This is a genomic window from Roseovarius sp., assembly GCF_965228755.1.
Taxonomy (GTDB): domain Bacteria; phylum Pseudomonadota; class Alphaproteobacteria; order Rhodobacterales; family Rhodobacteraceae; genus Roseovarius.
Map to the genome: position 1 here is coordinate 285,822 of NZ_CBDDIG010000008.1, position 25,678 is coordinate 311,499.

24 protein-coding genes and 1 pseudogene are annotated in these 25,678 nt (G+C 66.1%); 10 read left to right on the forward strand and 15 right to left on the reverse strand.

Annotated elements, in window-relative coordinates; all coding sequences use genetic code 11:
- The first annotated feature begins 2 nt into the window (after positions 1 to 2).
- A complete protein-coding gene (ccoS, locus tag ACO07J_RS15200; RefSeq protein WP_422030454.1) occupies positions 3 to 161 on the forward strand; it encodes a cbb3-type cytochrome oxidase assembly protein in 159 nt (52 codons plus the stop codon).
- Between the two features lie 9 nt (positions 162 to 170).
- Positions 171 to 524: a VOC family protein gene (locus ACO07J_RS15205; RefSeq protein ID WP_422030456.1), complete on the forward strand. Its 354-nt coding sequence runs from the start codon at positions 171 to 173 to the stop codon at positions 522 to 524.
- Between the two features lie 9 nt (positions 525 to 533).
- On the opposite strand, the gene ACO07J_RS15210 is transcribed toward ACO07J_RS15205, so the two are convergent.
- The 9 genes from ACO07J_RS15210 to ACO07J_RS15250 form a co-directional block, all read right to left on the reverse strand.
- Positions 534 to 884 (reverse strand): hypothetical protein, encoded by a 351-nt coding sequence (locus ACO07J_RS15210; protein ID WP_422030458.1) that lies wholly within the window; start codon positions 882 to 884, stop codon positions 534 to 536.
- Between the two features lie 166 nt (positions 885 to 1,050).
- Positions 1,051 to 2,538 (reverse strand): D-alanyl-D-alanine carboxypeptidase family protein, encoded by a 1,488-nt coding sequence (locus ACO07J_RS15215; protein ID WP_422030460.1) that lies wholly within the window; start codon positions 2,536 to 2,538, stop codon positions 1,051 to 1,053.
- A gap of 270 nt (positions 2,539 to 2,808) precedes the next feature.
- Positions 2,809 to 3,801 carry an ABC transporter substrate-binding protein gene (locus ACO07J_RS15220; RefSeq protein ID WP_422030462.1) on the reverse strand — a complete coding sequence of 331 codons (993 nt, stop codon included), beginning with the start codon at positions 3,799 to 3,801 and terminating at the stop codon, positions 2,809 to 2,811.
- 30 nt (positions 3,802 to 3,831) lie between these two features.
- Positions 3,832 to 4,677, reverse strand: coding sequence for an ABC transporter permease (locus tag ACO07J_RS15225; protein WP_422030464.1), 846 nt, complete (start codon positions 4,675 to 4,677; stop codon positions 3,832 to 3,834).
- The gene (locus tag ACO07J_RS15230) at positions 4,674 to 5,549 is read right to left on the reverse strand and encodes an ABC transporter permease (RefSeq protein ID WP_422030466.1); all 876 of its coding nucleotides are present in this window, start codon (positions 5,547 to 5,549) and stop codon (positions 4,674 to 4,676) included. The genes ACO07J_RS15225 and ACO07J_RS15230 overlap by 4 nt, the downstream gene beginning before the upstream one ends.
- A gap of 213 nt (positions 5,550 to 5,762) precedes the next feature.
- The gene (locus ACO07J_RS15235) at positions 5,763 to 6,548 is read right to left on the reverse strand and encodes an ABC transporter ATP-binding protein (RefSeq protein ID WP_422030468.1); all 786 of its coding nucleotides are present in this window, start codon (positions 6,546 to 6,548) and stop codon (positions 5,763 to 5,765) included.
- 97 nt (positions 6,549 to 6,645) lie between these two features.
- The gene (hydA, locus tag ACO07J_RS15240) at positions 6,646 to 8,109 is read right to left on the reverse strand and encodes a dihydropyrimidinase (protein ID WP_300893754.1); all 1,464 of its coding nucleotides are present in this window, start codon (positions 8,107 to 8,109) and stop codon (positions 6,646 to 6,648) included.
- Between the two features lie 55 nt (positions 8,110 to 8,164).
- Positions 8,165 to 8,449: a GIY-YIG nuclease family protein gene (locus ACO07J_RS15245; protein WP_422030471.1), complete on the reverse strand. Its 285-nt coding sequence runs from the start codon at positions 8,447 to 8,449 to the stop codon at positions 8,165 to 8,167.
- Positions 8,450 to 8,575: 126 nt separating this feature from the next.
- On the reverse strand, positions 8,576 to 9,826 hold the full coding sequence (locus tag ACO07J_RS15250) for a Zn-dependent hydrolase (protein WP_422030473.1): 1,251 nt from the start codon (positions 9,824 to 9,826) through the stop codon (positions 8,576 to 8,578).
- 222 nt (positions 9,827 to 10,048) lie between these two features.
- Here ACO07J_RS15250 and ACO07J_RS15255 point away from each other — a divergent pair, with 222 nt between their 5' ends.
- The 3 genes from ACO07J_RS15255 (at position 10,049) to ACO07J_RS15265 (ending at position 13,188) form a co-directional block, all read left to right on the forward strand.
- On the forward strand, positions 10,049 to 10,672 hold the full coding sequence (locus ACO07J_RS15255; protein ID WP_422030475.1) for a TetR family transcriptional regulator C-terminal domain-containing protein: 624 nt from the start codon (positions 10,049 to 10,051) through the stop codon (positions 10,670 to 10,672).
- 63 nt (positions 10,673 to 10,735) lie between these two features.
- Positions 10,736 to 11,194, forward strand: coding sequence for a VOC family protein (locus ACO07J_RS15260; protein ID WP_422030477.1), 459 nt, complete (start codon positions 10,736 to 10,738; stop codon positions 11,192 to 11,194).
- Between the two features lie 44 nt (positions 11,195 to 11,238).
- Positions 11,239 to 13,188, forward strand: a complete 1,950-nt coding sequence (locus ACO07J_RS15265; RefSeq protein ID WP_422030479.1) for a tetratricopeptide repeat protein — start codon at positions 11,239 to 11,241, stop codon at positions 13,186 to 13,188.
- A gap of 6 nt (positions 13,189 to 13,194) precedes the next feature.
- Here ACO07J_RS15265 and ACO07J_RS15270 read toward each other — a convergent pair whose 3' ends face one another.
- Positions 13,195 to 14,883 carry an acyl-CoA dehydrogenase family protein gene (locus tag ACO07J_RS15270; protein WP_422030481.1) on the reverse strand — a complete coding sequence of 563 codons (1,689 nt, stop codon included), beginning with the start codon at positions 14,881 to 14,883 and terminating at the stop codon, positions 13,195 to 13,197.
- Positions 14,884 to 15,068: 185 nt separating this feature from the next.
- Between ACO07J_RS15270 and ACO07J_RS15275 the strand changes: the two are divergent.
- Positions 15,069 to 15,830, forward strand: a pseudogene (locus tag ACO07J_RS15275) (sulfite exporter TauE/SafE family protein).
- Between the two features lie 84 nt (positions 15,831 to 15,914).
- Here the strand turns inward: ACO07J_RS15275 and ACO07J_RS15280 are convergent.
- The 5 genes from ACO07J_RS15280 to ACO07J_RS15300 all read right to left on the reverse strand — a co-directional run bounded on the left by ACO07J_RS15280 (position 15,915) and on the right by ACO07J_RS15300 (position 20,814).
- Entirely contained in the window at positions 15,915 to 16,508 is a 594-nt protein-coding gene (locus ACO07J_RS15280) for a DJ-1/PfpI family protein (protein ID WP_422030483.1), read from the reverse strand.
- Positions 16,509 to 16,574: 66 nt separating this feature from the next.
- Positions 16,575 to 17,540 carry a substrate-binding domain-containing protein gene (locus ACO07J_RS15285; RefSeq protein ID WP_422030485.1) on the reverse strand — a complete coding sequence of 322 codons (966 nt, stop codon included), beginning with the start codon at positions 17,538 to 17,540 and terminating at the stop codon, positions 16,575 to 16,577.
- Positions 17,541 to 17,579: 39 nt separating this feature from the next.
- The gene (locus ACO07J_RS15290; RefSeq protein ID WP_422030487.1) at positions 17,580 to 18,575 is read right to left on the reverse strand and encodes an ABC transporter permease; all 996 of its coding nucleotides are present in this window, start codon (positions 18,573 to 18,575) and stop codon (positions 17,580 to 17,582) included.
- Positions 18,572 to 20,119 carry a sugar ABC transporter ATP-binding protein gene (locus ACO07J_RS15295; RefSeq protein WP_422030489.1) on the reverse strand — a complete coding sequence of 516 codons (1,548 nt, stop codon included), beginning with the start codon at positions 20,117 to 20,119 and terminating at the stop codon, positions 18,572 to 18,574. The genes ACO07J_RS15290 and ACO07J_RS15295 overlap by 4 nt, the downstream gene beginning before the upstream one ends.
- An 8-nt stretch (positions 20,120 to 20,127) precedes the next feature.
- Entirely contained in the window at positions 20,128 to 20,814 is a 687-nt protein-coding gene (locus tag ACO07J_RS15300; RefSeq protein ID WP_422030491.1) for a GntR family transcriptional regulator, read from the reverse strand.
- Between the two features lie 110 nt (positions 20,815 to 20,924).
- Between ACO07J_RS15300 and ACO07J_RS15305 the strand changes: the two genes are divergently transcribed.
- The 4 genes from ACO07J_RS15305 to ACO07J_RS15320 are packed head-to-tail and all read left to right on the forward strand — an operon-like array spanning position 20,925 to position 25,486.
- Positions 20,925 to 21,923, forward strand: a complete 999-nt coding sequence (locus ACO07J_RS15305; protein WP_422030899.1) for an Ldh family oxidoreductase — start codon at positions 20,925 to 20,927, stop codon at positions 21,921 to 21,923.
- A 21-nt stretch (positions 21,924 to 21,944) separates the two neighbouring features.
- Positions 21,945 to 23,150 carry an iron-containing alcohol dehydrogenase gene (locus ACO07J_RS15310; protein ID WP_422030493.1) on the forward strand — a complete coding sequence of 402 codons (1,206 nt, stop codon included), beginning with the start codon at positions 21,945 to 21,947 and terminating at the stop codon, positions 23,148 to 23,150.
- Positions 23,151 to 23,163: 13 nt separating this feature from the next.
- The gene (locus ACO07J_RS15315; RefSeq protein WP_422030495.1) at positions 23,164 to 24,627 is read left to right on the forward strand and encodes an NAD-dependent succinate-semialdehyde dehydrogenase; all 1,464 of its coding nucleotides are present in this window, start codon (positions 23,164 to 23,166) and stop codon (positions 24,625 to 24,627) included.
- 19 nt (positions 24,628 to 24,646) lie between these two features.
- Positions 24,647 to 25,486, forward strand: a complete 840-nt coding sequence (locus ACO07J_RS15320; RefSeq protein WP_422030497.1) for an alpha/beta hydrolase — start codon at positions 24,647 to 24,649, stop codon at positions 25,484 to 25,486.
- Positions 25,487 to 25,678 lie beyond the last annotated feature (192 nt).

Genomic DNA, 25,678 nt, shown 5'->3' on the forward strand with positions numbered 1-25,678 from the left:
CCATGACCATTCTCGCCTATCTCATTCCGATCTCGCTGATCATGGGCGGGCTGGGGCTGGCCTTTTTCGTGTGGACGGTGAAGACCAACCAGTATGACGACCCCGAAGGCGACGCCCGGCGCATCCTGTCGGACGAGTATGACGACAAGCCGAAGCAGTAGGGGAAGGCCATGACCGTCAAGCGGATCGTCGCCAACATCGCCACGGAGCGGGTGGCGGAGGTGCGCGCGTTCTATGCCGAGCTGCTGGGGCTGGAGACGGCGATGGACATGGGCTGGATCGCGACGCTGGCCTCGGGCGAGAATGCGCTGACGCAGGTGAGCATCATGTCGGAGGGCGGGTCGGGGACGCCGGTGCCGGATATCTCGATCGAGGTGGAGGATGTGGACGCCATCCATGCAAGGGCGCGGGGCATGGGGTGCGATATCGCCTATGACCTGACCGACGAGCCGTGGGGTGTACGGCGGTTCTACCTGCGCGACCCGGCGGGGAAGCTGGTCAACATCCTGTCGCACAAGGGGTAGGGCCACGGGTCACTTGCAGGAGGTGATCGCCTCGTCATGCGCCTCGCGCGCGGCGTTCATCCGCTCGAGCAGGTCGGCCTGGTCGGTATCGTTCTGGCCCGCGACCGTTTCGATCGCCGCGTCCCACGCGGCCTCCTCTTCCTGACCGTTGGCCTTTCCGTCGAGGTAGAGCACGCCGACCGCGTTGTAGATGTCGGCGTCTTCCTCGCCGATCTTCTCGGCCAGGGTGTCGGTCGCGCATTGGCACTGGGTGTCTTCCGTGCCGCTCTGGTCGAGGCACATGCTCGTCGTGTCGGCGGCGGCGACCTGGCCGGATGCGGCGATGGTGAAGATGAGAAAAAGCGGAAAACGTGTCGGCATGGCAACCTCCCAGCGGCATACAGCTAAGAGATAGAACGCCGGGGGGATAAGCAAAGTTCCCGGACGCGGCGGTGGGGGCCGCGTCCGGGAGGTGCACATCCCGGTTAGGGGAGGTGTGGTCGTCACCCGGCCCTTCGTATGGGGGACCGGCGCGACCGACGGAGGGTTATCCCGTCGGTTCGATCATGAAACAGGTGATCTTCTTGGCCTGAAGCCGGCGGCAGGCCAGTTCGGCCGTCTCGCGGGTCATGCCCATGAAATTGGCGTCGTAGCCGCTGCTGCGCTTGAGCACCTTGCGCAGGCTGCCGTCGAGCGTGGACATCTCGTTCAGCGCGATCTGCAGCAATACCTTGCGCGCCTTGTACTGGCTCGGATAGCGGCCCACGGTGATGCCCCAGTGCCGCCCGCCGGAGGTCGAGACGCGCTCGACGATCTCCTGCTCGGGGTCGCCCTTGGGCGCGCCGATCTCGCGCGAGGCGAGGACGATGCTTTCGGGGCGCAGTTCCGGCGTGATGTCGGGGTTCACGTCGAGCGCGGCTGTCAGCACATCGGCCTCAGGCACCAGTTCGGCCTCCTCGGCCTCGGCGGTGTTGCGCTCGGGGTCGTCCAGCGCCACCTCCTGCGCCGCGAGGATCGCGTTCTCGATATCCGCCTTGTCGGCGACCAGCACGGGCACCGGTTCCTTCACGGGGCGAAGCACCGGCCGCAGGCTGCTTTTCACCGCCGCGGCGCTGGCGAGGCGGACCACCTTGCCGACGCCACCCGGCGTGTCGTCGCCATTGATCTTGCCCATGTAGGGGGGCTTGGAGGGCTTGTTCACGGCCACCCGGGTCTTCGACCGGGCGAACCCGAGGTCGAGCAGTTCAGCCACCTTGGCATTGCGCGAGGCGGTCGAGCGGCCGCCGTAGACGGTGGCGATGATGCGCTTGCCGTCCCGCTCGGCGCTGGCGGTCAGGTTGAAGCCGGCGGCGCGGGTATAGCCCGTCTTGATGCCGTCGGCGCCCCGGTAGCTGCTCAGCAGCTTGCGGTTGGTGTGGTAGACCTTGCGCACGCCGGCATCCGCGGTGATCCGCGAGAACAGGTTGTAGTACTCCGGGTAGTCGTAGAACAGGTGCCGCCCGAGGATCGTCATGTCGCGGGCGGTCGACTGGTGCCCGGATTCGGTCAGCCCGTGGGCGTTCTTGAAGGTGGTGTTTGTCATGCCGAGCGCCTTGGCGGTGCGGTTCATCCGCGCCGCGAAGCGCGCCTCGGACCCCTCGATCGCCTCGCCGAGCGCGGTGGCCGCGTCATTGGCCGACTTCACCGCGGCCGCGCGGATCAGGTAGCGCAGGCGGATGTTCTGCCCGGCGCGCAGGCCCAGCTTGCTGGGCGGCTCGCTGGCGGCATGGCTGGATATCTTGACCTGGTCGTCGAGCCCGATCTCGCCGTTCTCGACGGCCTCGAACACGATGTAGAGGGTCATCATCTTGGTGAGGGAGGCCGGGTGAAGCCGCGTGTCCGCGTTGCGGGCATGCAGCACTTCGCCCGAACGGGCATCCATCACGAAGGCGGCGTAGGGGGCCGCCGCGGCGCTTAGGGGGACTATGACCATCATCCAGAGGGCGGCCAACGCCACAAGCCCCCACCGGACCGGCTGTTTGTTCCGGGCTCTCATGAACCTGCTCTTCTCTGCCTCGTCCCGCACTTTTGGCGGGTTTTTTGCTTTATGAGACAATTGGTAACACAAGGCAGAATTCGAATAAAGCCGTCATTTAAAAGAGTTAGGCGGCTGTGAGAGTGCTGCGACACAACATATGGTGTAGTTGATGGCGCGTGTCGCAATCCGTGCCATTGTGGCGGGAATGTGACGGGCCGGCGCCGCACAAAAAACGGGCCCTGAGCCGTTTCCGGCCAGGGCCCGTCATGGTCATGGCGGAATCACGCTTTAGTTGAGCGCCTCGTCGGTGATGGCGTGGGTCCAGGCGTCATCGCCCGGGTGCTCGGTGATCACCGGAGCCGAGCCGCCCGACAGCAGCGATTCGACGGTCCGCTCGAAATCGGCCGGATCGAGCGCACCGTTAGAGCCGGCGGTCAGCTTGGCGACCTCTTCCATCATCCGCTTCTGGTGTTCTTCGGTCTGGGCGCCGGTGGCATCGTTGTCGAGCACGATCATTGCCGCCTCGTCGGGGTTCTCCTCGGCCCATTTCCAGCCCTTCATCGAGGCGCGGACGAAGCGCACCATCTTGTCGGCGAATTCCGGATCCTCGAGGTTCTCGCCCAGCACGTAGAGCCCGTCTTCCAGCGTGGCGACACCCTGGTCCTCGTACTTGAAGACGACCAGCTCCTCGGGGGTGAGGCCCGCGTCGATGACCTGCCAGTACTCGTTATAGGTCATGGTCGAGATGCACGCCGCCTGGCCCTGAAGCAGCGGGTCGACGTTGAAGCCCTGCTTGAGCACGGTCACCCCGTCATCGCCGCCCTCGGTGGGAATGCCGAGCTGGCTCATCCAGCTCAGGAACGGGTATTCGTTGCCGAAGAACCAGACGCCCAGCGTCTTGCCCTTGAAGTCTTCCGGGCCTTCGACGCCGGTATCCTTGCGGCAGGTCAGCATCATGCCCGAGCTCTTGAACGGCTGGGCAATGTTGACGAGGTCGAGCCCCTTCTCGCGGCTGGCCAGCGCCGAGGGCATCCAGTCGACGATCACGTCGGCACCGCCGCCGGCGATCACCTGCGCGGGGGCGATATCGGGGCCGCCCGGCTTGATCGTGACATCGAGGTCTTCCTCTTCATAGAAGCCCTGGTCCTGGGCCACGTAATAGCCCGCGAACTGGGCCTGGGTGACCCATTTGAGCTGGATCGTGACCTCGTCGGCGGCCTGCGCCATCCCGGCGACAAGCCCCGCGGCCGCGAGGCCGATTGTGGTGGCAAGTTTCTTCATTGTTGTCGTCTCCCTTGTTGTGGTTTCCGGTTATGCCCGGCCCCTTTGTGATGGGTGCCAGAATGTCATTGCCTTCTCGATCAGCGCAACCCCGCCGTAGAAGCCCGAGCCCGCCAGAGCGGCGACCACGATCTCGGCCCAGACGAGATCCATCGAGAGCTGCCCGACCGAGGTCGAGATGCGAAAGCCCATGCCCTTGATCGGCGAGCCGAAGAACTCGGCCACGATGGCCCCGATCAGCGCCAGCGTGGTGGCGATCTTGAGCCCGTTGAAGATGAACGGCATGGCGGCGGGCAGGCGCAGCTTGAACAGCGTCTGCCAGTAGCTTGCGGCATAGGTGCGCATCAGGTCCCGCTGCATCGCGTCGGTGTCCTGCAGGCCCTGCACGGTGTTCACCAGCATCGGGAAGAACACCATGACCACGACGACCGCCGCTTTCGACTGCCAGTCGAAGCCGAACCACATCACCAGGATCGGCGCGGTGCCGACGATGGGCAGGGCGGCCACGAAATTGCCCACCGGCAGCAGGCCGCGCTTGAGGAAGGGCGAGCGGTCGATGGCGATGGCCAGCAGCACGGCGGCGCCACAGCCCAGGATATAGCCGGTCAGCGCGCCCTTGATGGCGGTCTGCACGAAATCCTGCCACAGAATGCCGGTGGAGGCGGCGAAACGCGCGGCGATCTGCGTCGGCGCGGGCAGCAGCACGGTCGGGATGTCGAACCCCCGCACGATGCATTCCCAGACCACGATCACGGTCACCCCGAAGATCACCGGCACCGCCAGCCGGGTGAAGCGGGTGCGCGGCCGGTGCGACAGCACGTGGTTGAGCCACCACCCCAGTGCCCACGCGGCGAGACCTGCGATCACCCACATCATTCAGCCATCCCCATCCGTTTGAGCGTGAACCGCTGCATCAGCCCGATCAGCCCCACCAGCACGGCCGCCAGCGTCGCCGCCATGATCAGCGCGCTCCAGATCTGGATGGTCTGGCCGTAATAGCTGCCGGTCAGCAGCCGCGCGCCGAGGCCGGCCACCGCGCCGGTGGGCAGCTCGCCCACGATGGCGCCGACGAGGCTCGCTGCCATGGCGATCTTGAGCGAGGTGAACAGGTAGGGCATCGACGAGGGCAGGCGCAGCTTCCAGAAGGTTTGCGACGACGAGGCGTTCCACGTGCGCATCTGGTCAAGCTGCATCGGCCCGGGGCTGCGCAGGCCCTTCACCATGCCGACCACGACGGGGAAGAAGCTGAGATACATCGAGATCATCGCCTTGGGCAGCAGCCCCGAGATGCCAATGGCGTTCAGCACCACGATGATCATCGGTGCGATGGCGAGGATCGGGATGGTCTGGCTGGCGATGACCCAGGGCATGACGCTCATGTCCATCGTCCGGTTGTAGACGATCCCCACCGCCAGAGCGATGCCGAGGCCGGTGCCCAGCAGGAACCCCAGCATGGTCGAGGAGAAGGTGACCCAGGCATGATAGATCAGCGACCGCTTGGAGAAGGCGCGGCCGTCCTTGATCATTTCGCCGGTGGTGTTCCAGATTTCCACCGCCACCTGGTGCGGCGCGGGCAGCTTGGGCTTGTCCTGGCTCCAGGTGTCGACCACGAGTTCCGAGAATCCCAGCGTCACGTCGGCGCGCTTGGCCTTGTCATAGGCCCATGGCGCGTTCAGCACGACCGCCGCCCCGTACCACAGGGCGAAGATCACGGCGACCACGGTCAGGACGGGCACGGCATTCCGCATCAGGTTGCCTCCGCCCGGTGTTTCATCTTTCCACAAATACTCGAATTGCTCCGCCTGCCGAGAGCGCGGATTTTGAGTATTTTTAGAAAGATGAAAGGATTGGGTGCTTTTCTGACAAAGCGGTACAGGCTGGAGAGCCGATGACCGCGAAAGGTGAAAGTCCTCCGCCCTGTCACAGGGGCGGGGGCACTGCCGCGAATGGAGGAGCGGGCGCTACACATCATAGCTGTGCCCCGCGCGCAGCCCCTCGCGGACGCGATGGGCGACTTCGAGGAATTCCGGTGTGTCGCGAATGTCGAGCGGGCGTTCTTTCGGCAGCGGGCTTTCGATCACGTCGCTGATCCGGCCCGGCCGGGGCGACATGACGACGATGCGCGTGGAAAGATAGACCGCTTCGGGGATCGAGTGGGTGACGAAGCAGATCGTCTTTTCCGTTCGGGCCCAGAGCTGCAGAAGCTGTTCGTTGAGGTGGTCGCGCACGATCTCGTCCAGCGCGCCGAAGGGCTCATCCATCAGCAGGATGTCGGCATCGAAGGCCAGGGCACGCGCGATCGAGGCGCGCTGCTGCATCCCGCCCGACAATTGCCAGGGGTATTTCTTCTCGAACCCCGCGAGGTCGACCAGTTCCAGCACGTCCTTCACGCGCCGGTCCTGCTCGGATTTGCCGTAGCCCATGATCTCGAGCGGCAGGCGGATATTGCCGCCGATGGTGCGCCACGGGTAGAGCCCCGCCGCCTGGAAGACATAGCCATAGGCCCGCGCCATCCGCGCCTCGGCGGCGCTCACGCCGTTGACGGTGATGGTGCCGCCGGTGGGATGCTCGAGATCGGCCATGCATCGCAGGAAGGTGGTCTTGCCGCAGCCCGAGGGCCCGATGAAGGACACGAAATCGCCCTTCCGGACGTCCAGCGTCACATCCTTGAGCGCGTGAACCGGCCCGTCATTCGTTTCGAAGGTCAGCGAGAGGTCGTTCGCGCTGATGACCGAATTTCCCGTCAAGTGTCTTCCCCCGCTTGCACCGCGCAGATTGCGCCCATGCTGGCCCGGTGTTGTCAATGGGCTGTGCCCGCCTGTTGGCGGGAACGGCCGGTTCGTCTCAGATACCCGCCGGAATGTTCATCGGGTCCCGGTGGATCTGTTTCGGCGCCGTCAACTCCTTCCACTTCGACAGCGCGGCATGCGCCGAGGGGAAGGCCGGGCGGGGCACGAAACGGCCGCGGCCGGGCTGCGGCTGCGAGTTTTGGCCCCAGGCCCAGATCACCTCGCCGCGCGAGATGGTGTAGCGGGCGTTGGCCGTGACCTCGAACCCCTCGAAGACGTTGTAATCGAGGATCGAATGATGGTTGGCCGCCGAGATCGTCTTGGAAATCTTCGGATCCCAGACCACGATATCGGCATCGGCCCCTTCCACGATCGCCCCCTTCTTGGGGTAGATGTTGAGGATCTTGGCGACGTTGGTCGAGGTCACCGCCACGAATTCCTGCGGCGTCAGGCGCCCGGTTTCCACGCCCTTGGTCCAGAGCACCGAAAGCCGTTCCTCCAGCCCGTTCGAGCCGTTGGGGATCTTGGTGAAGTCGTTCACGCCCATCCGCTTCTGCTCGGTCGAAAAGGCGGCGTGGTCGGTGGCCACGACCTGAAGCGACCCGGCGGAAAGCCCGTTCCACAGCCCGTCCTGGTTCTCCTTGTCACGGAACGGGGGCGACATGACGCGGCGGGCGGCGTGATCCCAGTCCTTGTTGAAATACTCGCTCTCGTCCAGTGTCAGGAACTGGATCAGCGGCTCGCCATAGACCCGCATCCCCTTCTGCCGGGCACGGCGGATGGCTTCATGCGCCTGCTCGCAGCTCACGTGCACGATATAGAGCGGCACACCCGCGGCATCGGCGATCATGATCGCGCGGTTGGCGGCCTCGCCCTCCACTTCCGGGGGGCGCGAATAGGCGTGGCCTTCGGGCCCGGTGATGCCCTGTTCCAGCATCTGCTGCTGCAGGTCGGCGACGATATCGCCGTTCTCGGCATGCACCATCGGCAGCGCGCCCAGCTCGCGGCAGCGCTTGAACGAGGCGAACATCTCGTCATCCTCGATCATCAGCGCGCCCTTGTAGGCCATGAAGTGCTTGAACGAGTTGACGCCCATCTCCACGGCGTCCTTCATCTCGTTGAAGATGGTCTCGTTCCATCCGGTCACGGCGATGTGGTAGCCGATGTCGGAGCAAATTTGCGGCCCCGACTTGCGGTGCCACTCGTTGATCGCGTTCTTGAGCGAGCCGTCGGCGCCCGGCAGGCAGAAATCCACCAGCATGGTGGTCCCGCCACAGGCCGCGGCCCAGGTGCCCGTCTCGAAGGTCTCGGCGGCGGTGGTGCCCATGAAGGGCATTTCCAGATGCGTATGCGGGTCGATGCCGCCGGGGATGACATAGGCGCCCTCGGCGTCGATATACTCGTCGCCCGAGAGGTCCTCGCCGATCTGCTTGATCGTCTCACCCTCGATCAGGACGTCGGCCTTCCACGTCCGGTCTGCCGTGCAGACGGTGCCGTTCTTGATGACTTTGGTGGTCATAGGGGGTCCTCCTGTCGTCACCCGTCCCGGCCTTGAGCCGGGACCTTGCGGCGGCTCAGGACGGGATCAGGTATGTTAAGTCTTGCCAGTTCGGATTGTGCTCGGTGACCAGTGCAAGTTTCCAGTCGCGCCGCCACCGTTTGATCGATCTTTCGCGGCGAAGGGACGTTTCGAAAACCTCGTGTTCCTCGAACCAGACCAGCTTTCTGATGTTGTATTTCGCTGTATGCTCCGAGAGCCCGGCCTGATGCGCGACCACCCGGTTTCGCAGATCGTGCGTCCGGCCGGTATAGAGCGCACCGGCGGGGCGCGAGGCCATGATATAGACGAAATGTGGCACGCCCCGACCTTGCTGCGCCAAGGTTAGCGAAACGTGAATCCCGCCCCGGACCTGATCCGGGGCCTTGCTTCAGGCCTGCCCAGAGGTCCCGGGTCAAGCCCGGGACGGGGAGAGCGTGGGGCAAGCTCACTCCACGATCTCCGCCGTCTCGACCACGGCATGCATCAGCACGTCCGTCCCCGCCGTGGCCCATTCCTTGGAAATCTCCTCGGCCTCGTTATGCGACAGCCCGTCGACGCAGGGGCACATCACCATGGCGGTGGGGGCCACGCGGTTGATCCAGCAGGCGTCGTGCCCGGCGCCCGAGACGAGGTTGCGGTGGGAATAACCCAGCCGTTCGGCCGCGTTGCGGATGGCGGTGACGCAGCCCTCGTCGAATTCCACCGGGTCGAACCCGCCGGCCTTCTCGAACTCCACCTCGCAGCCCATGTCGGCGCAGATTTTCTTGGCGCCCTCTTTCATCCGGGCCACCATGTCCTCGATCACGTCAAGCTGGGGCGAGCGGAAATCGACGGTGAAGACCGCCTTGCCGGGGATCACGTTGCGCGAGTTGGGGTAGATGTCGATATGGCCCGCCGCGCCAACCGCGTCGGGCGCGTGCGACAGGGCGATCTCCTCGACCAGTTCCAGCACGCGGGCCATCGCCAGCCCGGCGTTCTTGCGCATCGGCATCGGGGTCGAGCCGGTATGGGCATCCTTGCCGGTGATCGTCACCTGCGTCCACGACAGGCCCTGCCCGTGGGTGACGACGCCGATATCCTTCTCCTCGGCCTCGAGGATCGGGCCCTGTTCGATATGCAGCTCGAAGAAGGCGTGCATCTTGCGGTCGCCGACCTTTTCCTCGCCCTTCCAGCCGATCCGTTCCAGCTCGTCGCCGAAGCTCTTGCCCTCGGCATCCTTGCGCTCGTAGGCAAACTCCTGCGTGTGCATGCCCGCGAAGACGCCCGAGGACAGCATGGCGGGGGCAAAGCGGGTGCCTTCCTCGTTGGTCCAGTTGGTCACTACGATCGGGTGTTTCGTCTTGATGTTGAGGTCGTTCAGGGTGCGGACCAGTTCCAGCCCGGCCAGCACGCCCAGCACGCCGTCATACTTGCCGCCCGTCGGCTGGGTGTCGAGGTGAGAGCCCACGTAGACCGGCAGCGCGTCGGGGTCGGTCCCCTCGCGCCGGGCGAACATGTTGCCCATCTGGTCGAGCCCCATGGAACAGCCCGCCGCCTCGCACCATTTCTGGAACAGGGCGCGCCCCTCGGCATCTTCGTCGGTCAGGGTCTGGCGGTTGTTGCCGCCCGCCACGCCGGGGCCGATTTTGGCCATCTCCATCAGGCTGTCCCAGAGCCGGTCGCCGTTGATCTTCAGGTTTTCGCCCGGTGCCGCCATGGCATCATCCCCCTTGCTATTGACCGCTCCAAGGTGCCCGAGTCGCGCCGGATGCGCAAATTCGGCGGCGGGCTCTTGCGGTCATGGCTTTTTTACCATTTGGTCAAGTTACGATTGCGGAGGAGGCTTGCCCTGTCAAGGCGTGAGTGCGGCGCCCGGCCGATCTGGCCAGCGGCAAGCCAATGATGCTAGAGATTCAGGCAGAGGACGAAAGGAGCCCTGATGCAGGACAGCTCGCCGGCGGCGACCCCCAAACCGAGCCGGATTCAGCGCCGGAACCGCAAGCGCATTCTCGACGCGGCGCTGGAGGTGTTCTCGCAACATGGATTCCGCGGAGCGACGCTTGACCAGATCGCGGCGGAGGCCGGGCTGTCGAAGCCGAACATCCTGTACTACTTCTCGGGCAAGGAGGAGATTCACGTCACGCTGCTGAATGCGCTGATGGATACGTGGCTTGACCCGCTGCGCGAGATCGACCCTGATGGCGACCCGCTGGAGGAGTTGCTTCAATACGTGCATCGCAAGCTCGAGATGAGCCGCGAGTATCCGCGCGAAAGCCGGCTTTTCGCCAACGAGATCATCCACGGCGCCCCGCGCATGGGCCCCGATCTGGAGACTGTGCTGAAGCCGTTGCTGGAAGACTCCGCCGCGATGATCGACGGTTGGGTGGCCGAGGGCCGGATCGCGCCGGTCGACCCGCGGCATCTGATCTTCTCGATCTGGGCGACGACGCAGCATTATGCCGATTTCGACGCGCAATTGCAGGTTCTGATGGAAGGCCGGGATGTGCATGACGGCGCCAGCGCCTATCTCGACACGCTTTACCGGCGGCTGCTGACACCCTGACGCGACAGTGGACAGGCAGGACCGCCGCCCTATGTTTGAGCCTCACTGAACGGAGATTCCGACATGCCTGACACCCGTCCGAAACTCGTCGGCATCAACCATGTGGCCCTCGAAGTGGGCGATATCGAGGCGGCGCTCGCGTTCTACGGCCAATGGTTCGCGTTCGAGCTGCGCGGACGCGGCGAAGGGGCGGCCTTTCTCGACATGGGGGACCAGTTCCTGGCGCTGATGGAGGTGGAGGAGATCACCACCGACAACCTGCGCCATTTCGGCCTCGTGGTGGATGACCGAGAGGGGCTGCGTGCCCGGATGGAGGAGGCGGGTATCACATTCGTTTCCGACAAGCGGTTCGATTTTCTCGATCCGTGGGGCAACCGGGTGGAGGTGGTGGCCTACCCGGATATCCAGTTCCTCAAGTCTCGCGAGGTGCTCGACGCCTCGGGGCACGAGGGGTTGCGCAAGTCGGAGGAGGTGCTGGAGGAGCTGCGCGAGAAGGGGATCGACCCGCCAGCCGGTGCCTGACCCCGCTTGCCGGGTCATGGGCCCGCTGCTAGGCTCTTTCCAGCATGTTCAGGACCTTATCCTATCCGGCGGCCGCGTTGCTGGCGCTGTTTTGTGCGCCGCTATCCACCGCGGCGGAGGGCCTGTCGGACACGGCCGCGATCCTGGCCGATTTCGGGGTGGATGTCAGCCATGGCGACGCGCCCGGCTACGTGCCCGACGCCACCTGCGCGGAGTGCCACGCCGACAAGGCAGACAGCTTTGCCGAGATGGGCATGGCCCGCAGTTTCTACCGCCCCGCCGCGGACAAGGTGATCGAGGATTTCGACCCCGGCACCTATTTCCACGCCCCATCGAACCGGCATTACAGGATGGAATGGCGCGACGGCACCTACTGGTTCCACCGTCACCGGATTGCCCCGGACGGGACGGAGATCGACCGGTTCTCGGTCGCCGTCGACTGGGTTCTGGGGTCGGGCAACCATTCCCGGGTCTACCTGTACCAGACGCCCGACGGCGCCCTGCACCAGTTGCCGCTGGCATGGTATTCGCAGGACCGCAAATGGGCCATGGCGCCGGGATACGAGTTCGCCGATCACGGCGGTGTCCTGCGCGAGGTCAGCCCGCGTTGCATGGGCTGCCACAATGCCCATGCCGATTATCCGGAGGGCAGCGGGCGCGAAGGGATGGCCTCGCTCTATCCCGCGGACCTGCCCGAGGGGATCGGCTGTCAGCGCTGTCACGGACCGGGGGCAGAGCATGTGCGTCATGCCCTGACCGGCGATACCGATATCGAAACGCTGCGGGCCGCCATCGTCCAGCCGGGCGAGCTTGACCGCGATCGGCTCTACTCGATCTGCTACGGCTGTCACATGCAGCCCACCGTGGCGGTGAACGGTCCGCTGCGGCTGGGCCGGGGGCATTACTCCTTCCGTCCGGGGCAGGACCTGAGGGATTTCATCCTGCAACTCGACATCGTCGACGGGCACCGCGAACAGGGGGAACGGTTCGACATCAACCACCACCCCTACCGGATGGAGCAGAGCACGTGTTTCACCGCCAGCGAGGGTGCACTGGGCTGCCTGACCTGCCACGACCCGCATGTGAAGATCAAACCCGAGGAGCGGGCGGCGCATTACAGAAAGGCCTGCCTGAGCTGCCACGAAACCGATGCCGACGGCCTGCCCGAAATGGTGCTGGCGGAGGGGCCGCACCCCGACATTACCGCGACGGAGGATTGCACCACCTGCCACATGCCCGAGCGGCGTACGCAGGATGTGATCGAGGTCTGGATGACCGATCACCGCATCGTGCGGCGCCCTGGTACCGGGCTGCTGGACCCGATCGAGAAGCTGCCGGCGCAGGTGCTGGAGGTCTACCTTGCCGATCCCGATGCGGCCGTGCCCGAGGAGGAGGCGCTGGCATTGAAGATCGGAGCCGTCCTGCAGCACACGGGCTATCTGGCGGGATACGCGGCAAACGCGTTGCGTGATTTGCTGGCCGAAAACCCGATTGCCGCGCATGAGCCGTGGATGCACCTGTTACGTGCTTACGTGACCCAGAACCGTTTCGTCGAGGCAGCCCGCATCGCCGAGCACACCCTGTCGCTCGACCCGGTCAATCACACCAGCGTCAACCTCGCCGCCTCGGCCTTTTTCAAGACCGGTCAGCAGGGACGCGCCATCCGCCTGCAACAGGATCGGCTGGAAGCGGACCCCGGCGTTGCAAGCGGCCATGTGAACCTTGCCGGGATGCTCTATGACAGCGGCGATATCGAGGGTGCCCGGGCGGCGGCGGAACAGGCGCTGGCCCTGCGCCCGGTGTCGTGGCGGGCGATGGCGCTGCTTGGCCGGATCGCCGCCGATGCCGGAGAGACCGAGGCCGCCATCGGGCACCTGACCCGCGCGCTCGACCTCGTGCCCGAGGCCGACGATCTGCGCCGCGACCTGATCGTACTGCTGGAAGCTGCGGGCCGTGCCGATGAGGCCGCCCGCCATGCGGCGATGCTCGACTGAGCCGGGTTACCCCAGTAGCCGTCGCGCGATCACCTGCGCCTGGATCTCGGCGGCACCCTCGAAGATGTTCAGGATCCGCGCATCGCACAGCACCCGGCTGATCGCATATTCCAGCGCGAAGCCGTTGCCGCCATGGATCTGCAGCCCGTTATCGGCCGCCGCCCACGCCACCCGGGCACCCAGCAGCTTGGCCATCCCGGCCTCGAGGTCGCAGCGGTGGCCGTTATCCTTCTCCCACGCGCTGTAATAGGTCAGTTGCCGGGCGATCATGATCTCGACCGCCATCATCGCCAGCTTGCCCGACACGCGTGGAAACTCGATCAGCGACTTGCCGAACTGCTTGCGGTCGATGGCATAGCGCATGGCGATGTCGAGCGCCGACTGCGCCACGCCGATGGCGCGGGCGGCGGTCTGGATGCGGGCGCTCTCGAAGGTTTCCATGAGCTGCTTGAAGCCCTTGCCCTCTTCGCCGCCCAGAAGGTTCTCGCCCTTGACCTTGAAGTTGTCGAAGCCAAGCTCGTATTCCTTCATGCCGCGATAGCCCAGCACCTCGATCTCGCCGCCGGTCATGCCCTCGGTGGGGAAGGGGTCTTCGTCGGTGCCCGGCGTCTTCTCGGCCAGGAACATCGACAGGCCCTTGTAGTCGGTCGTCGACGGATCGGTCCGCGCCAGAAGGGTCATCACGTGGGTGCGCGCGGCGTGGGTGATCCAGGTCTTGTTGCCGGTCACGCTGTAATCGCCGTTCTCGTCCTTCACCGCGCGGGTGCGCAGGCTGCCGAGGTCCGAGCCGGTGTTGGGCTCGGTGAAGACGGCGGTGGGCAGGATTTCCCCGCTCGCGATCTTCGGCAGCCAGTGTTCCTTCTGCGCGTCCGTACCGCCGGCCAGGATCAGCTCAGCCGCGATCTCCGACCGGGTGCCGAGCGAGCCCACACCGATATACCCGCGCGACAGCTCTTCCGAGACCACCACCATCGACGCCTTAGACAGGCCCAGCCCGCCGAGGTTCTCGGGAATGGTCAGGCCGAAGACACCCATCTCGGCCAGCTCCTCGATGATCTCCATCGGGATGAGTTCGTCCTTGAGGTGCCAGTCGTGGGCATGGGGTTCCACCTTGTCGAGCGCGAAGCGGCGGAACTGTTCGCGGATCATCTCCAGCTCTTCATCGAGGCCGGTGGCGCCCACCGTGATCTCGGCGCTGCGCTCCTGCATCAGCTCGACGAGCCGGGTGCGCGCGGCCTGGCTGTTACCGCTGGCCATCAGGGTCTGCACTTCGCTGCACTGGAAGCCCGAGAGTGCATCCCAGCCAAGGCCCATCTCCTGCAGGCGCACGACTTCGCCCTGGTTCATGGCGATGCCGCCGGCGATCTGGTGAAGGTACTCGCCGAAGGCGATCTGGTGGATGAGCTGCTCGACCTCGCCGAACTTGCCGGCCTGCGTCAGCCCCTCGGCCCATTTCTGCATCTGCCGCAGCGCTTCGACGTAGGTCGCCAGCCATGCCAGCCCGTGCGCCGCGCTCTGGTGCGCCTCGACGGCGCGCGACGAGACGCGGCCATCGACCACGACCATGGCGCGCACGGCCTCCTTCGCGGCTTCCAGCACGGTTTCGGCGGGCGCCACGGCGGCGCCGGTGAGGGTCAGAAGATCGTCCAGCACGACCGGGTCCGCGGTGACGCTGTCCTGTCCGTCATGAGCCATGAATCAGTTCCCCTTCTCGAAGTCGCCCCGTCCTAGCCACTTTGCAGGTGCAGCGCAACTATTATGCCGAATACTCGCTGGTTTTGTTCTAATCTTGCGCCTTCATGCCGCAGGTGCAGCACGCCCCGCGGCCGCAAACCTGAATTAGCCCGTGCGCCTGGCCGGGAAAGTGCTAGGAGGGGCCGATGGACGCATTAACGCCTGAACTGGTGGTTATCGCTTGCGCGGTGGCCCTGCTGGCCGGCCTCGTCAAGGGGCTGGTGGGGTTCGCCATGCCGATGATCCTGATTTCCGGGCTCAGCATGATGGTGCCGCCCGACGTAGCGCTGGGCTGGCTGATCCTGCCGACGCTGGTCACCAATCTCTGGCAGGCGCTGCGGCAGGGGGCGGGGGCGGCCTGGGCCTCGGTCCGCCGCTTCCGGCGGTTCCTGCTGGCAGGGTTCGTGCTGATGGTCTGCGCGGCCCAGCTTGTCACCTCGATCCCCAGCGGCCTGCTGTTCCTGGTGATCGGCGTGCCGATGACGCTGTATGCCGGGCTCACCCTGGCCGGCCGCCCGCTGCGCCTGCCCAGCCCGCCGGGGGCGCGGGTGGAGTACGGTGCCGGCGCGGTGGCGGGGTTCTTCGGCGGCATCTCGGGTGTCTGGGGACCGCCCACCGTGGCGCTGCTGACCGCGCTCGACACCGAGAAATCCGAGCATCTGCGGGTGCAGGGCGTGATCTATGGCGCGGGCGCCGTGGTGCTGATGGGGGCGCACATGGCCTCGGGCGTGCTCAATGCCGAGACGTTCAAGGTCTCCGCTCTGCTGGTGCCGCCGGCGCTGCTGGGCATCTGAGCGGGCTTTGCCATCAACGACCGGATCGACCAGGCCGCCTTTCGCCGGCTGACCCTGATCCTTTTGCTGCTGGCGGGCCTCAACCTTCTGCGCCGTGCCCTCTTCGCGGGGTGACATGGCCCTGCGTCTTTCAACGGCGAGCCATAAAAAAACGGAGGCCGCTTGCTGCGGCCTCCGTCTCGGTAAGGATGGGTCGTTTCAGGTGTGGCGGATTTCCGTGCCGAGTACCTTCAGGCATTCCCGCATGAAAGCGGCCAGCGCGGTCCAGCCTTTGGCAGAGACCATGGTGCCGTCGACATAGGCCTCCTTGGGATCGGCATCGTAATAGGTTCCGCCGACAGCCGTGACCTCGGGCGCACAGGCGCCGAGCCCGGCGACGGTCTTGCCCTTGAGAACCCCCGGCACCGCCATCAGGATCTGAACGCCGTGGCAGATGGTGAAGATCGGCTTCCCGGCGTCGTGGAAGTGCTTGACCATCGCCTGGATGCGCGGATCGGTGCGGATGTATTCCGGGCCGCGACCGCCGGCCGCATAGACCGCGTCGTAGCTGTCGAGCTCGGCTTCGGCCTCGGAAAAGGTCTTGTTGATCTCGGCGTTGTGGCCGGGCTTTTCGGTATAGGTCTGGTGGCCCTCGAAATCGTGCAGCGAGGTGGCGATCATGTCGCCTGCCTTCTTGTCGGGGCAGACCACGTGGACCGTGTGGCCGACGGCCTCCATGCCCTGCTGGTAGACGTAGATCTCGTATTCTTCGGTGAACTCACCGGTGAGCATGAGGATTTTCTTGCCGCTCATCTGTGCCTCCTGGCGTCTTGGGTGTATCCGCCCGGCCCCAATCGGGCCGGACGGTGTTCGGGATGATCAGAACGGGGAGTCCGGGAAATAGAACTGGTCCGCGTTCTCGGGGGTGATCAGCGGCGCGTCGAGCTTGAACGAGCCGCGCATCGGCGCCTGGCCCGCGAACTGTGCCGCGGTCATGTACATCGCCGAGGCGATCATCGACGGCGGGTAGGGGGTCGAGATCGGCGTACGTTCGTCGCCGGCCTTCACCATCTCGATCACCTGCTTCATGCCGTTGCCGCCGAGCATGTATTTCACGTCGTCACGGCCCGCCTGGTCGACGGCCTCGATCACCCCGAGCAGCATGTCGTCGTCGTTCGCCCAGACCGCGTCGATCCGGGGGTACTTGCCGAGGTAGTCCTGCATCAGGGTGAACGCCTCGTCCTGGTTCCAGTTGGCGTACTGGATGTCGAGGATCTTGATGTCGGACTGGTCGATGACGTCCTGGAAGCCCTTGATGCGCTCATCGTCGATCACGGTCGGGATGCCGCGCAGCACGACGATCTCGCCTTCGCCGCCCAGTTTCTCGACGAGCCACTTGGCGGTGTTCGCACCGACGGCGATGTTGTCACCGGCGACGTAGAGATCCTGAATCGACGGGTCGGCGAGCCCGCGGTCCACGACGGTGATGAAGGTGCCGTTCGAGGCGACCTGTTCCACCGGGCCGGTCAGCTCTTCGGAGGTAAAGGGCAGGATCACCAGCGCGTCGAGCTCGTTGGTGGCCGAAAGGTCCTCGAGCGAGGACACCTGCGCCGTGGCCGAGGAGGCCGTCGACACGATCACGTCGATGTTGGGATAGGCGGCTTCGAGCTGCTTCTCCGCCTCCTCGGCGTGGTAGACCACGCCGCCGGTCCAGCCGTGGGTCGCGGCCGGGATCGAGACCGCGATGGTGAATTCCTTGTCCTGGGCCTGCGCGGCTGCGCCGGTCAGCGCCCCCGCAAACACCGCGGCTGACAAGAGTGCCGCACCTTTCGTCCTCAGTTTCATTGTTCCCTCCTCCGTTGGGTAAGTTTCGCCCCGGCCCGTTCAGCGGGAGCTTGTGAAGCGGTGAGCCAGCATGGCGATGATGATGAACGCCCCCTGGACCGCGGCCACGAGGTATTCCGACACCATGTCCGACAGGACCATGACGTTGGCGATGACCTCGAGAATGAGTGCGCCGGCGACGGTGCCCCAGATATGGGCCTTGCCGCCGCGCAGGAGTGTGCCGCCGATGACGACGGCGGTGATGACCTGCAGCTCCCAGAGCTGGCCCGTGGTGGGTGTCGCGGCGCCGAGACGCGGCACGTAGCAGATCGCGGCGACCGCGACGCAGAAGCCCTGGATCACGAAGGCCATGGTCCGCACCCGGCCGACATGCACGCCCGAGAAGCGGGCGACGTCGGCGTTGGAACCGACGGCGGTGACCCGGCGGCCGTACTTCGTCCGGTAGAGGATGAAGGCGCCGAGAAGCGATATGATCAGCGTAATGATGACAGGGTAGGGCACGCCGAGAAATTCGCCGAAATAGACCGGACGGTAGGCGCTGCGCAGGCTGCGGTCGATCGAGAGTGAGCCGCCATCGGTCATGTAGGTAATAAGCGCCCGGAAGATGCCCATCGTGCCCAGGGTCACGATGAAGGGCTCTATTCGCCCAACGGTGACGATCAACCCGTTCATCAACCCGCAGAGGGACCCCACGACCAAGGCCACGAGTGCGCCCACCGGGATTGCCCAGGGTCCGAGCGCGGGCACCAGCGCGTTCATCGCCATGACCATGATGCCCACGACGAAGGCCAGCATTGAGCCGATCAACAGGTCCAGCCCGCCGGTCGCGATGACGAAGGTGGCGCCGACGCCGATGATCGCGATGAACGCGCTGCGCGTGATCACGTTCAGCATGTTGTTTGCCGACATGAAGTTGGAGTTGATCATCGTGCCCAGCAGGATGATCACGCCCAGGGCAATGAACGGGGCGAGGTCGCCCCAGCGGATCTTGAAGCCCTCGTTCTCCGGAAGCGTTCCGATCTCGGCACTGCTCATGCGCGTTTCCTCCCCTCGGTGTCGTGGCCGCTGCTTGCGGCGGCGTAGACGACGTTCTGCTCGGTGATGTCTTCGCCTGTCAGCTCGGCCACGAAGCGCCCGCCGCGCATCACCAGCACGCGGTCGGACAGGCCGACGAGTTCAGGCAGTTCGGACGAGATCACGACACAGGCCTTCCCGGCCCGGACGAGATCGTCGATGAAGCGGTAGATCTGGCTCTTGTTGCCGATGTCGATGCCGCGCGTCGGCTCGTCGATGATGACGACCGTTGGATCAGCCTGCATCACTTTCGCAAGCAGCAGCTTCTGCTGGTTGCCGCCCGAAAGCTGCCCGGCCTCGACCGACAGGGACCGGACGCGGATGTCGTATTCCGTCACGGCGTCCCTGACGGCGCCGGCCTCCTTCTTCCGGTCGAGGCGCAGCCCCGGATTGATCATGTCGAGCGCCTGGAGGATCAGGTTCGGCCCCAGCCCCTCGTTCAGCAGCAGGCCCTTTCCCTTGCGGTCTTCCGTCAGGTAGACGACGCCCGCCGCCATCAGGGTTTGCACATCGGGCTTCGTGACAGGTTGGCCATTGACCCGGATCGCGCGGGCCTGTGCGGGGCGCAGGCCCATCAGGCCCTCGATCAGTTCGGTGCGGCCGGCGCCGATCATGCCGCCGATGCCCAGCACCTCGCCGGGCCTGACGTCGAAGGAACCGGTGATCTTGCCATGGTCGACGCTGAGCTCCTCGACGGAAAGCGCCGCCCGGGTCGTCGGGGCCTCGCGTTTCGGGGGATAGAGCATCGAGAGTTCGCGGCCCACCATGAGTTCGGCCATCTGGCGCTGATCGAGATCCTCGGCCGGCCAGGTGCCGATCATCTTGCCATCGCGCAGCACGGTGACGCGGTCGGCCAGCGCCTCGACTTCTTCCAGCCTGTGCGAGATGTACAGGACGGCCACGCCCTGTGCGCGCAGGTTGCGGACGATGCCGAGCAGCGCGTCGACCTCGTCGTTGGCGAGCATCGCGGTCGGCTCGTCGAGGATGATGACCTTGCGGTCGTCGAGCAGCGCGCGGGCAATCTGGACGAGCTGGCGCTGTGCCAGGGGCAGGTCGCGCACGACGGTCTTGGGGCGCGCCGTCGAACCGACCCGCGCCAGCACCTCGGCGGTGCGCCGGTTCATCTGCCTGTCGTCGACGGCGAAGAAGCGTGACAGCTCTCGACCGAGGAAGAGGTTCTGGGCCACGGTGAGATCGGGTGCGAGCAGGATCTCCTGGTGTACCAGAACGATTCCCGCATCCTCGGCCTGGACGGCGTTGGCGAACGTGACATCCGTGCCCTCCATTGCCATCGTGCCGCCGGTCGGTTCGGCGTGGCCGGATAGAAGCTTCATCAGCGTCGACTTCCCGGCCCCGTTCTCGCCGATGATCGCGTGGACTTCGCCTGCGCGGATGTCGAGCGTCACGTCGCTGAGCACGGTGATCGGGCCATAGGCCTTCGACAGGGCCCCGGCGTGAAGGACCGGCGGTCCGGATGCTGTCCGAACGTCAGCGTTATCGGACATTGTCAGACTCATTCAAAGGCCGCTGCCAGCCGGTCCCGGGACCGCTCTATGTGATCGTGCATGGCCGCGTATGCCCCGTCTGCGTCCCCCGCGCGGAAGGCGGCGAGCAGTCGTTCGTGTTCTTCCAGCGCCTCCTGCGTGACGCGGCTGTGGAACATCAGGCGGAAGATGTGCAGGTGAATGTGCCGGTCGTTGAGCGCCTGCCGCACGAAGTTGTTGTCGGCGATGCGCAGGATCTCGTCATGGAAATGCGCGTCTGCCCGGGCGAAGCGGGAATACCGGCTGTTGCGGTCCACCGGGGGCTCGCCCTTCTCCATGTCGGCCGCGGCCGCCTCGAGACGTGCGAGCGTGGTTGGCGTCAGCTTGAGGCAGGCCTGGCGGGCGCTCTCGGGTTCCAGCATCAGCCGGAACTTGTAGAGATCGTCGAACTCCTTGTGCGTGAGCTGGGGCGAGGCGGAGTAGCCGATCAGGTGCGCCTTCCGCACCAGGCCCTCGCGCTCGAGCCGGGTGAGGGCTTCCCGTACGGGAGTTTGCGACACGTTCAACTCTCGCGCCAACCCGTCGATGGGGATTCGCGCCCCGGGGGGAATCTCCAGCGACATGATGCGCTCGTAGATTCGTTCGTGAACGCTTTCGGCAATGCTCGAAGGTCGCACGAACGCGCCTTTCTGGTCGCGATCCGTCGTGACTGCCATGCGTTCCTCCCAGTTCAGCATTCTTGACAAGCCCGAACTTAACACTGATAGGATGTCGTATGTCAAATACAATATCATATACGATCTGATTTAGGAGATTGTGCTTGCTGGTGCCGGCGGGAAAAATACGCAAAATGGCGGAAAATGCCCTTCTTGCGCAGGGTGTTACCCCGGCCAACGCGCATCTTCAGGCGGACCTGCTGATCGAGGCTGAGCTGCGGGGCCTGCCCTCCCACGGTGTGCAGCGGCTGCCGCGACTCGTCGCGCGGCTGCGGGCCGGCCTTGCCGATCCGGTCGCTTCCGGCGTGGCCCGTGAAACCCGGCCGGCCGTCTTCACGGTGGACGGGGCCAGGGGCCTCGGCCCGGTCGTCATGATGCAGGCGATGGAGTGCCTTGCCAGTGCGGTCTTCACCCAGGGAATCGCCCTGGCCGCGATCCGGAACGCCAATCACATGGGGATGCTGGCCTATTACGCCGAGGCCGCCGCCGCGCGGAACCTGATCGGCATCGTGCTGACCACCAGCGAGGCATTGGTCCATCCATTCGGCGGGACCGATGCGATGCTGGGGACGAACCCGATCGCGATCAGCATCCCGACCGGGACCGAGCCCTACATCCTCGACCTCGCCACCAGCCAGGTCTCGATGGGCAAGATTCACCACCACGCGCTGACCGGCACTCCGATCCCCGAGGAATGGGCGGTCGATGCCGGGGGGCGGAGGACCACCGATCCAGAGGCGGCGAAGTCCGGGGCCATCGCTCCTTTCGGAGAGGCGAAGGGCTATGGCCTCGGTCTCGGGGTGGAGCTGCTTGTCGCCGCGCTGGCCGGTTCGGCCTTCGCGCCGGAGGTGGGTGGCACGCTCGACGCGACCGAGGTGGCGAACAAGGGCGACGTCCTCATCCTGATCGACCCGGCATCGGGGGAGGGCAGCGCCGCCGGCCTGGCGGCCTACCTCGACCGGTTGCGCGCCTCGCGGCCTGCGGACCCTGCGCGGCCAGTGGCCGTACCCGGCGACGGGATGCGGGCCCGGCGGGCGCGAGCGCTCCGCGACGGCATCGATCTGCCCGACGCGCTGCACGACGAACTGAAGGCCCTCGCCGAGGGCTGAGACCCCATGACAGGAGACGAAATGACCCTATTCGGCACACTCAGAGCCCCGCGAGAATTGATTTTCGGCAGCGGCCAGCGCGATACCCTCGGCAAGGTCGCGGCGAAACTCGGCAAGCGGGCGCTGGTGGTGACCGACGAACGGCTTGCCGGGGACGCCGATTTCCGGGCCATGGTCGCGCAGGTCGAGGCGGCGGGGCTGTCGGTTCGGGTGGATGGCTCGACCTTGCCGGACGTGCCCGTGGAGTCTGCCGTGGCCAGCACCGAGGCGGCGCGGGACTTCGCGCCCGACGTGGTGGTCGGGGTCGGCGGCGGCTCCTGCCTCGACATGGCGAAATGCGTGGCGGTGCTGCTGAGCCATGGCGGCAAGCCGCAGGACTATTATGGAGAGTTCATGGTGCCCGGCCCGGTCATGCCGCTGATCGCGGTGCCGACCACGGCGGGCACGGGCTCGGAGGTGACGCCGGTGGCGGTGCTGTCGGATGCAGGCCGGCAGCTGAAGGTCGGTATTTCCTCGCCCCACATCATCCCCACCGTCTCGATCTGCGATCCGGACCTGACGCTGACCTGCCCGCCGACGCTGACCGCGATCGCCGGGGCGGACGCGCTGACCCACGCAATCGAGGCCTTCAGCGCGATCCGCCGCGCACCAACGCCGGGGCTGGCACAGGAGCGGGTCTTCGTCGGCAAGAACGCGACCTCGGACCATTTCGCGCTGACCGCCATCGGCCTGCTGTGGGAGGGGCTCGAGCTGGCCTGTACGGACGGCGGCAACGCCGAGGCGCGGGCCAGGGTCATGATGGGCGCGACCATGGCGGGCCTCGCCTTCGGGGTGGCCGGCACGGCCGCCGCCCACGCGATCCAGTATCCGGTCGGCGCCCTGACCCACACCGCGCACGGCGCGGGGGTGGCCTGCCTGATTCCCTACGTCATGGCCTGGAACGCCACCGAAATCGGGCCGGAGCTGGACCAGATCGCCACGGCCATCGGCCTGCAGTCTGGCGCGGAGGTCATCCCGGCCATCTCGGCGCTCTTCGGACGGATCGGCATTCCCCGCACACTCCGGGATCTCGGGCTGGCCGAAGACAGGCTCGGCTGGGTGGCCGAGCAGTCCTGCGGCATCGCCCGGCTGATCCAGAACAACCCGCGCCCGCTGCCGCCAGAGGAAATGCGGCGGCTGGTCGGCGCGGCCTTCCACGGCGAGCTCGCCGAACTCGAAAGCAATTGAGGGAGATTACAGGATGACACTCGACACCGCGTTCACAGGCTACGCAGAGCCCTCTCTGCACAGCGAAGGACTGTATATCGGGGGCAAATGGGAGGCCGGAAGCGGCATCCCCGTGATCGACCCGTCGACCGGGACCACCCTTGCCGAGGTGCCCGATGCCGGGATCGAGGACGCGATGCGGGCGGTGGATGCCGCCGAGGCCGCCGCGGCCGACTGGCGCCGCACCCCGCCGCGCCAGCGCTCCGAGATCCTGCGCCGCTGGTTCACGCTGATGACCGAGCACGCCGAGGAGCTGGCTCTGCTGATCAGTCTCGAGAATGGCAAGGCGCTGGCCGATGCGCGCGGCGAGGTCGCCTATGCCGCCGAGTTCTTCCGCTGGTACGCCGAGGAGGCGACGCGGATCGGCGGCGAATTCCGGCACACGCCATCGGGTGCGCACAACATTCTGGTCGACCACGAGCCGATCGGGATCGCCGTCCTCGTCACGCCGTGGAACTTCCCGGCAGCGATGGCCACGCGCAAGATCGGCCCGGCGCTGGCCGCGGGCTGCACCGTGATCCTCAAGCCCGCCTCGGAAACCCCGCTGACGGCCTATGCCATGGCGCGGCTCGGCGCGGAGGCCGGTGTGCCGCCGGGTGTCGTGAACGTGCTGACCACCTCCGATCCGGGGCCGGTGACGGCGGCGATGCTGGCCGATCCGCGGGTGCGGAAGCTGTCCTTCACAGGCTCCACGGGCGTCGGGCGCATCCTGCTTTCCGAGGCGGCGAAGTCGGTTGTGAACTGTTCGATGGAACTGGGTGGTAACGCGCCCTACGTGGTTTTCGACGATGCCGACCTGTCCGCCGCGCTGGACGGGGCGATGGTGGCCAAGATGCGCAACGGCGGCGAGGCCTGTACGGCGGCGAACCGGTTCTACGTTCAGGCGGGTATCCACGACGCCTTCGTCGAGGGGCTGACACGGCGCATGGCCGCGCTGAAACTGGGCGCGGGGTATGACCCGGAAACCCAGTGCGGGCCGATGATCACCACGAGAGCGGTGGACAAGATCGACCGGCTGGTGAGGGAGGCCATATCGCGCGGGGCGCGGGCCACCACCGGCGGGGCGCCGGTGGACGGCAGCGGCTATTACTACCCGCCGACGGTTCTGGAGAACGTGCCGACGGACGCTGCGCTTGCGCATGAGGAGATCTTCGGCCCGGTCGCCGCCGTCTACCGCTTCGAGACGGAAGAAGAGGCGATCCGGCTGGCCAATGACACCGAGTACGGGCTTGCGGCCTATGTCTATTCGCGGGACATCATGCGGGCGATGCGCGTCGGGCGCGGGATCGAGACCGGGATGGTCGGCCTCAACCGCGGGTTGATGTCGGACCCGGCAGCCCCGTTCGGCGGCGCGAAACAGAGCGGACTGGGACGCGAGGGCGGAGTGACCGGCATCCTCGAGTTCATGGAGCCGAAGTATTTCGCCGTCGAGTTCTGACGGCGGGAAAGGATGGAAGATGGCGGAGCGCGACCTCTACCGCAACCGGGACTTCATCCCCGATTTCGACGCGATCATGGCCGAGACCGAGGCGCGCAGCCGCGCCTTCGCCGAGACCGCGCGCGTCGAGCGGAGCGTGAGTTACGGCGAGACGCCGCGGCAAAGCTTCGACCTGGTCTTTCCGCCGGACCCGGCCCCCGGGGCGCCGCTGCACATGTTCATCCATGGCGGCTATTGGCGTGCGGGCAGCAAGGAGGCGCATACCCTCGTTGCGGCGCCTGTGCTCGGGGCCGGGGGGATCGCGGCGCTGGTCGGCTACGACCTGATGCCCGGCACCCGGCTGGCCGGGATCGTCGCGCAGATCCGTTGTGCCGCGCGGCACCTTGTCGCGATGGCGCCCGAACTCGGCGCCGACCCGGCCCGCTTTACCGTGAGCGGCCATTCGGCCGGGGCGCATCTGGCCTCGCTCCTCGCCTCCGAGGCACCGGGCGACGCGGGGCCGGTCGATCTGCCGGAGGTGCGTGGCATGCTGCTGGTCAGCGGGATTTACGACCTGTCCGGCATCCCGGGGTCGTTCCTGAAGGACGAGGCGAAGATGACCCACGAAGAGGCGCGCGACTGGTCGCCCCTGCTGGCGGGGCATCGGCGCGGCTCGCTGCGGATCATCACCCGCGGTGGGGAAGAGACCCTGCCGTTCCAGCACCAGGCCGTCGCCCTGAACGCCCTGCTTGAGCGAGACGCGCAGTCGACCGAGCTCAGGAGCGAGCGGGGCCTGAACCACCTTTCGATCGTCTTCGATCTGGCTGATCCCGGAGCACCGCTTGGCCGAAGGCTGCGTGACCTCGTCGCGTCCTCCTGAAGAATTTCGGCCGTAGTGCCAATGGTTGGCGGCGGCTGTTCGGCGGCGCGATCCGGCAAAACCGGGGCCACACGGGTGTCTTTCGGCAGCTTTGCGGAGACCAAAGCGCATATGCTGTGGTATCCGGGCCAGAAACCGCAGAAAAAACCGTGACGATTGGTCGATACTGTGTAGGAAGTTGTACCCGACCCT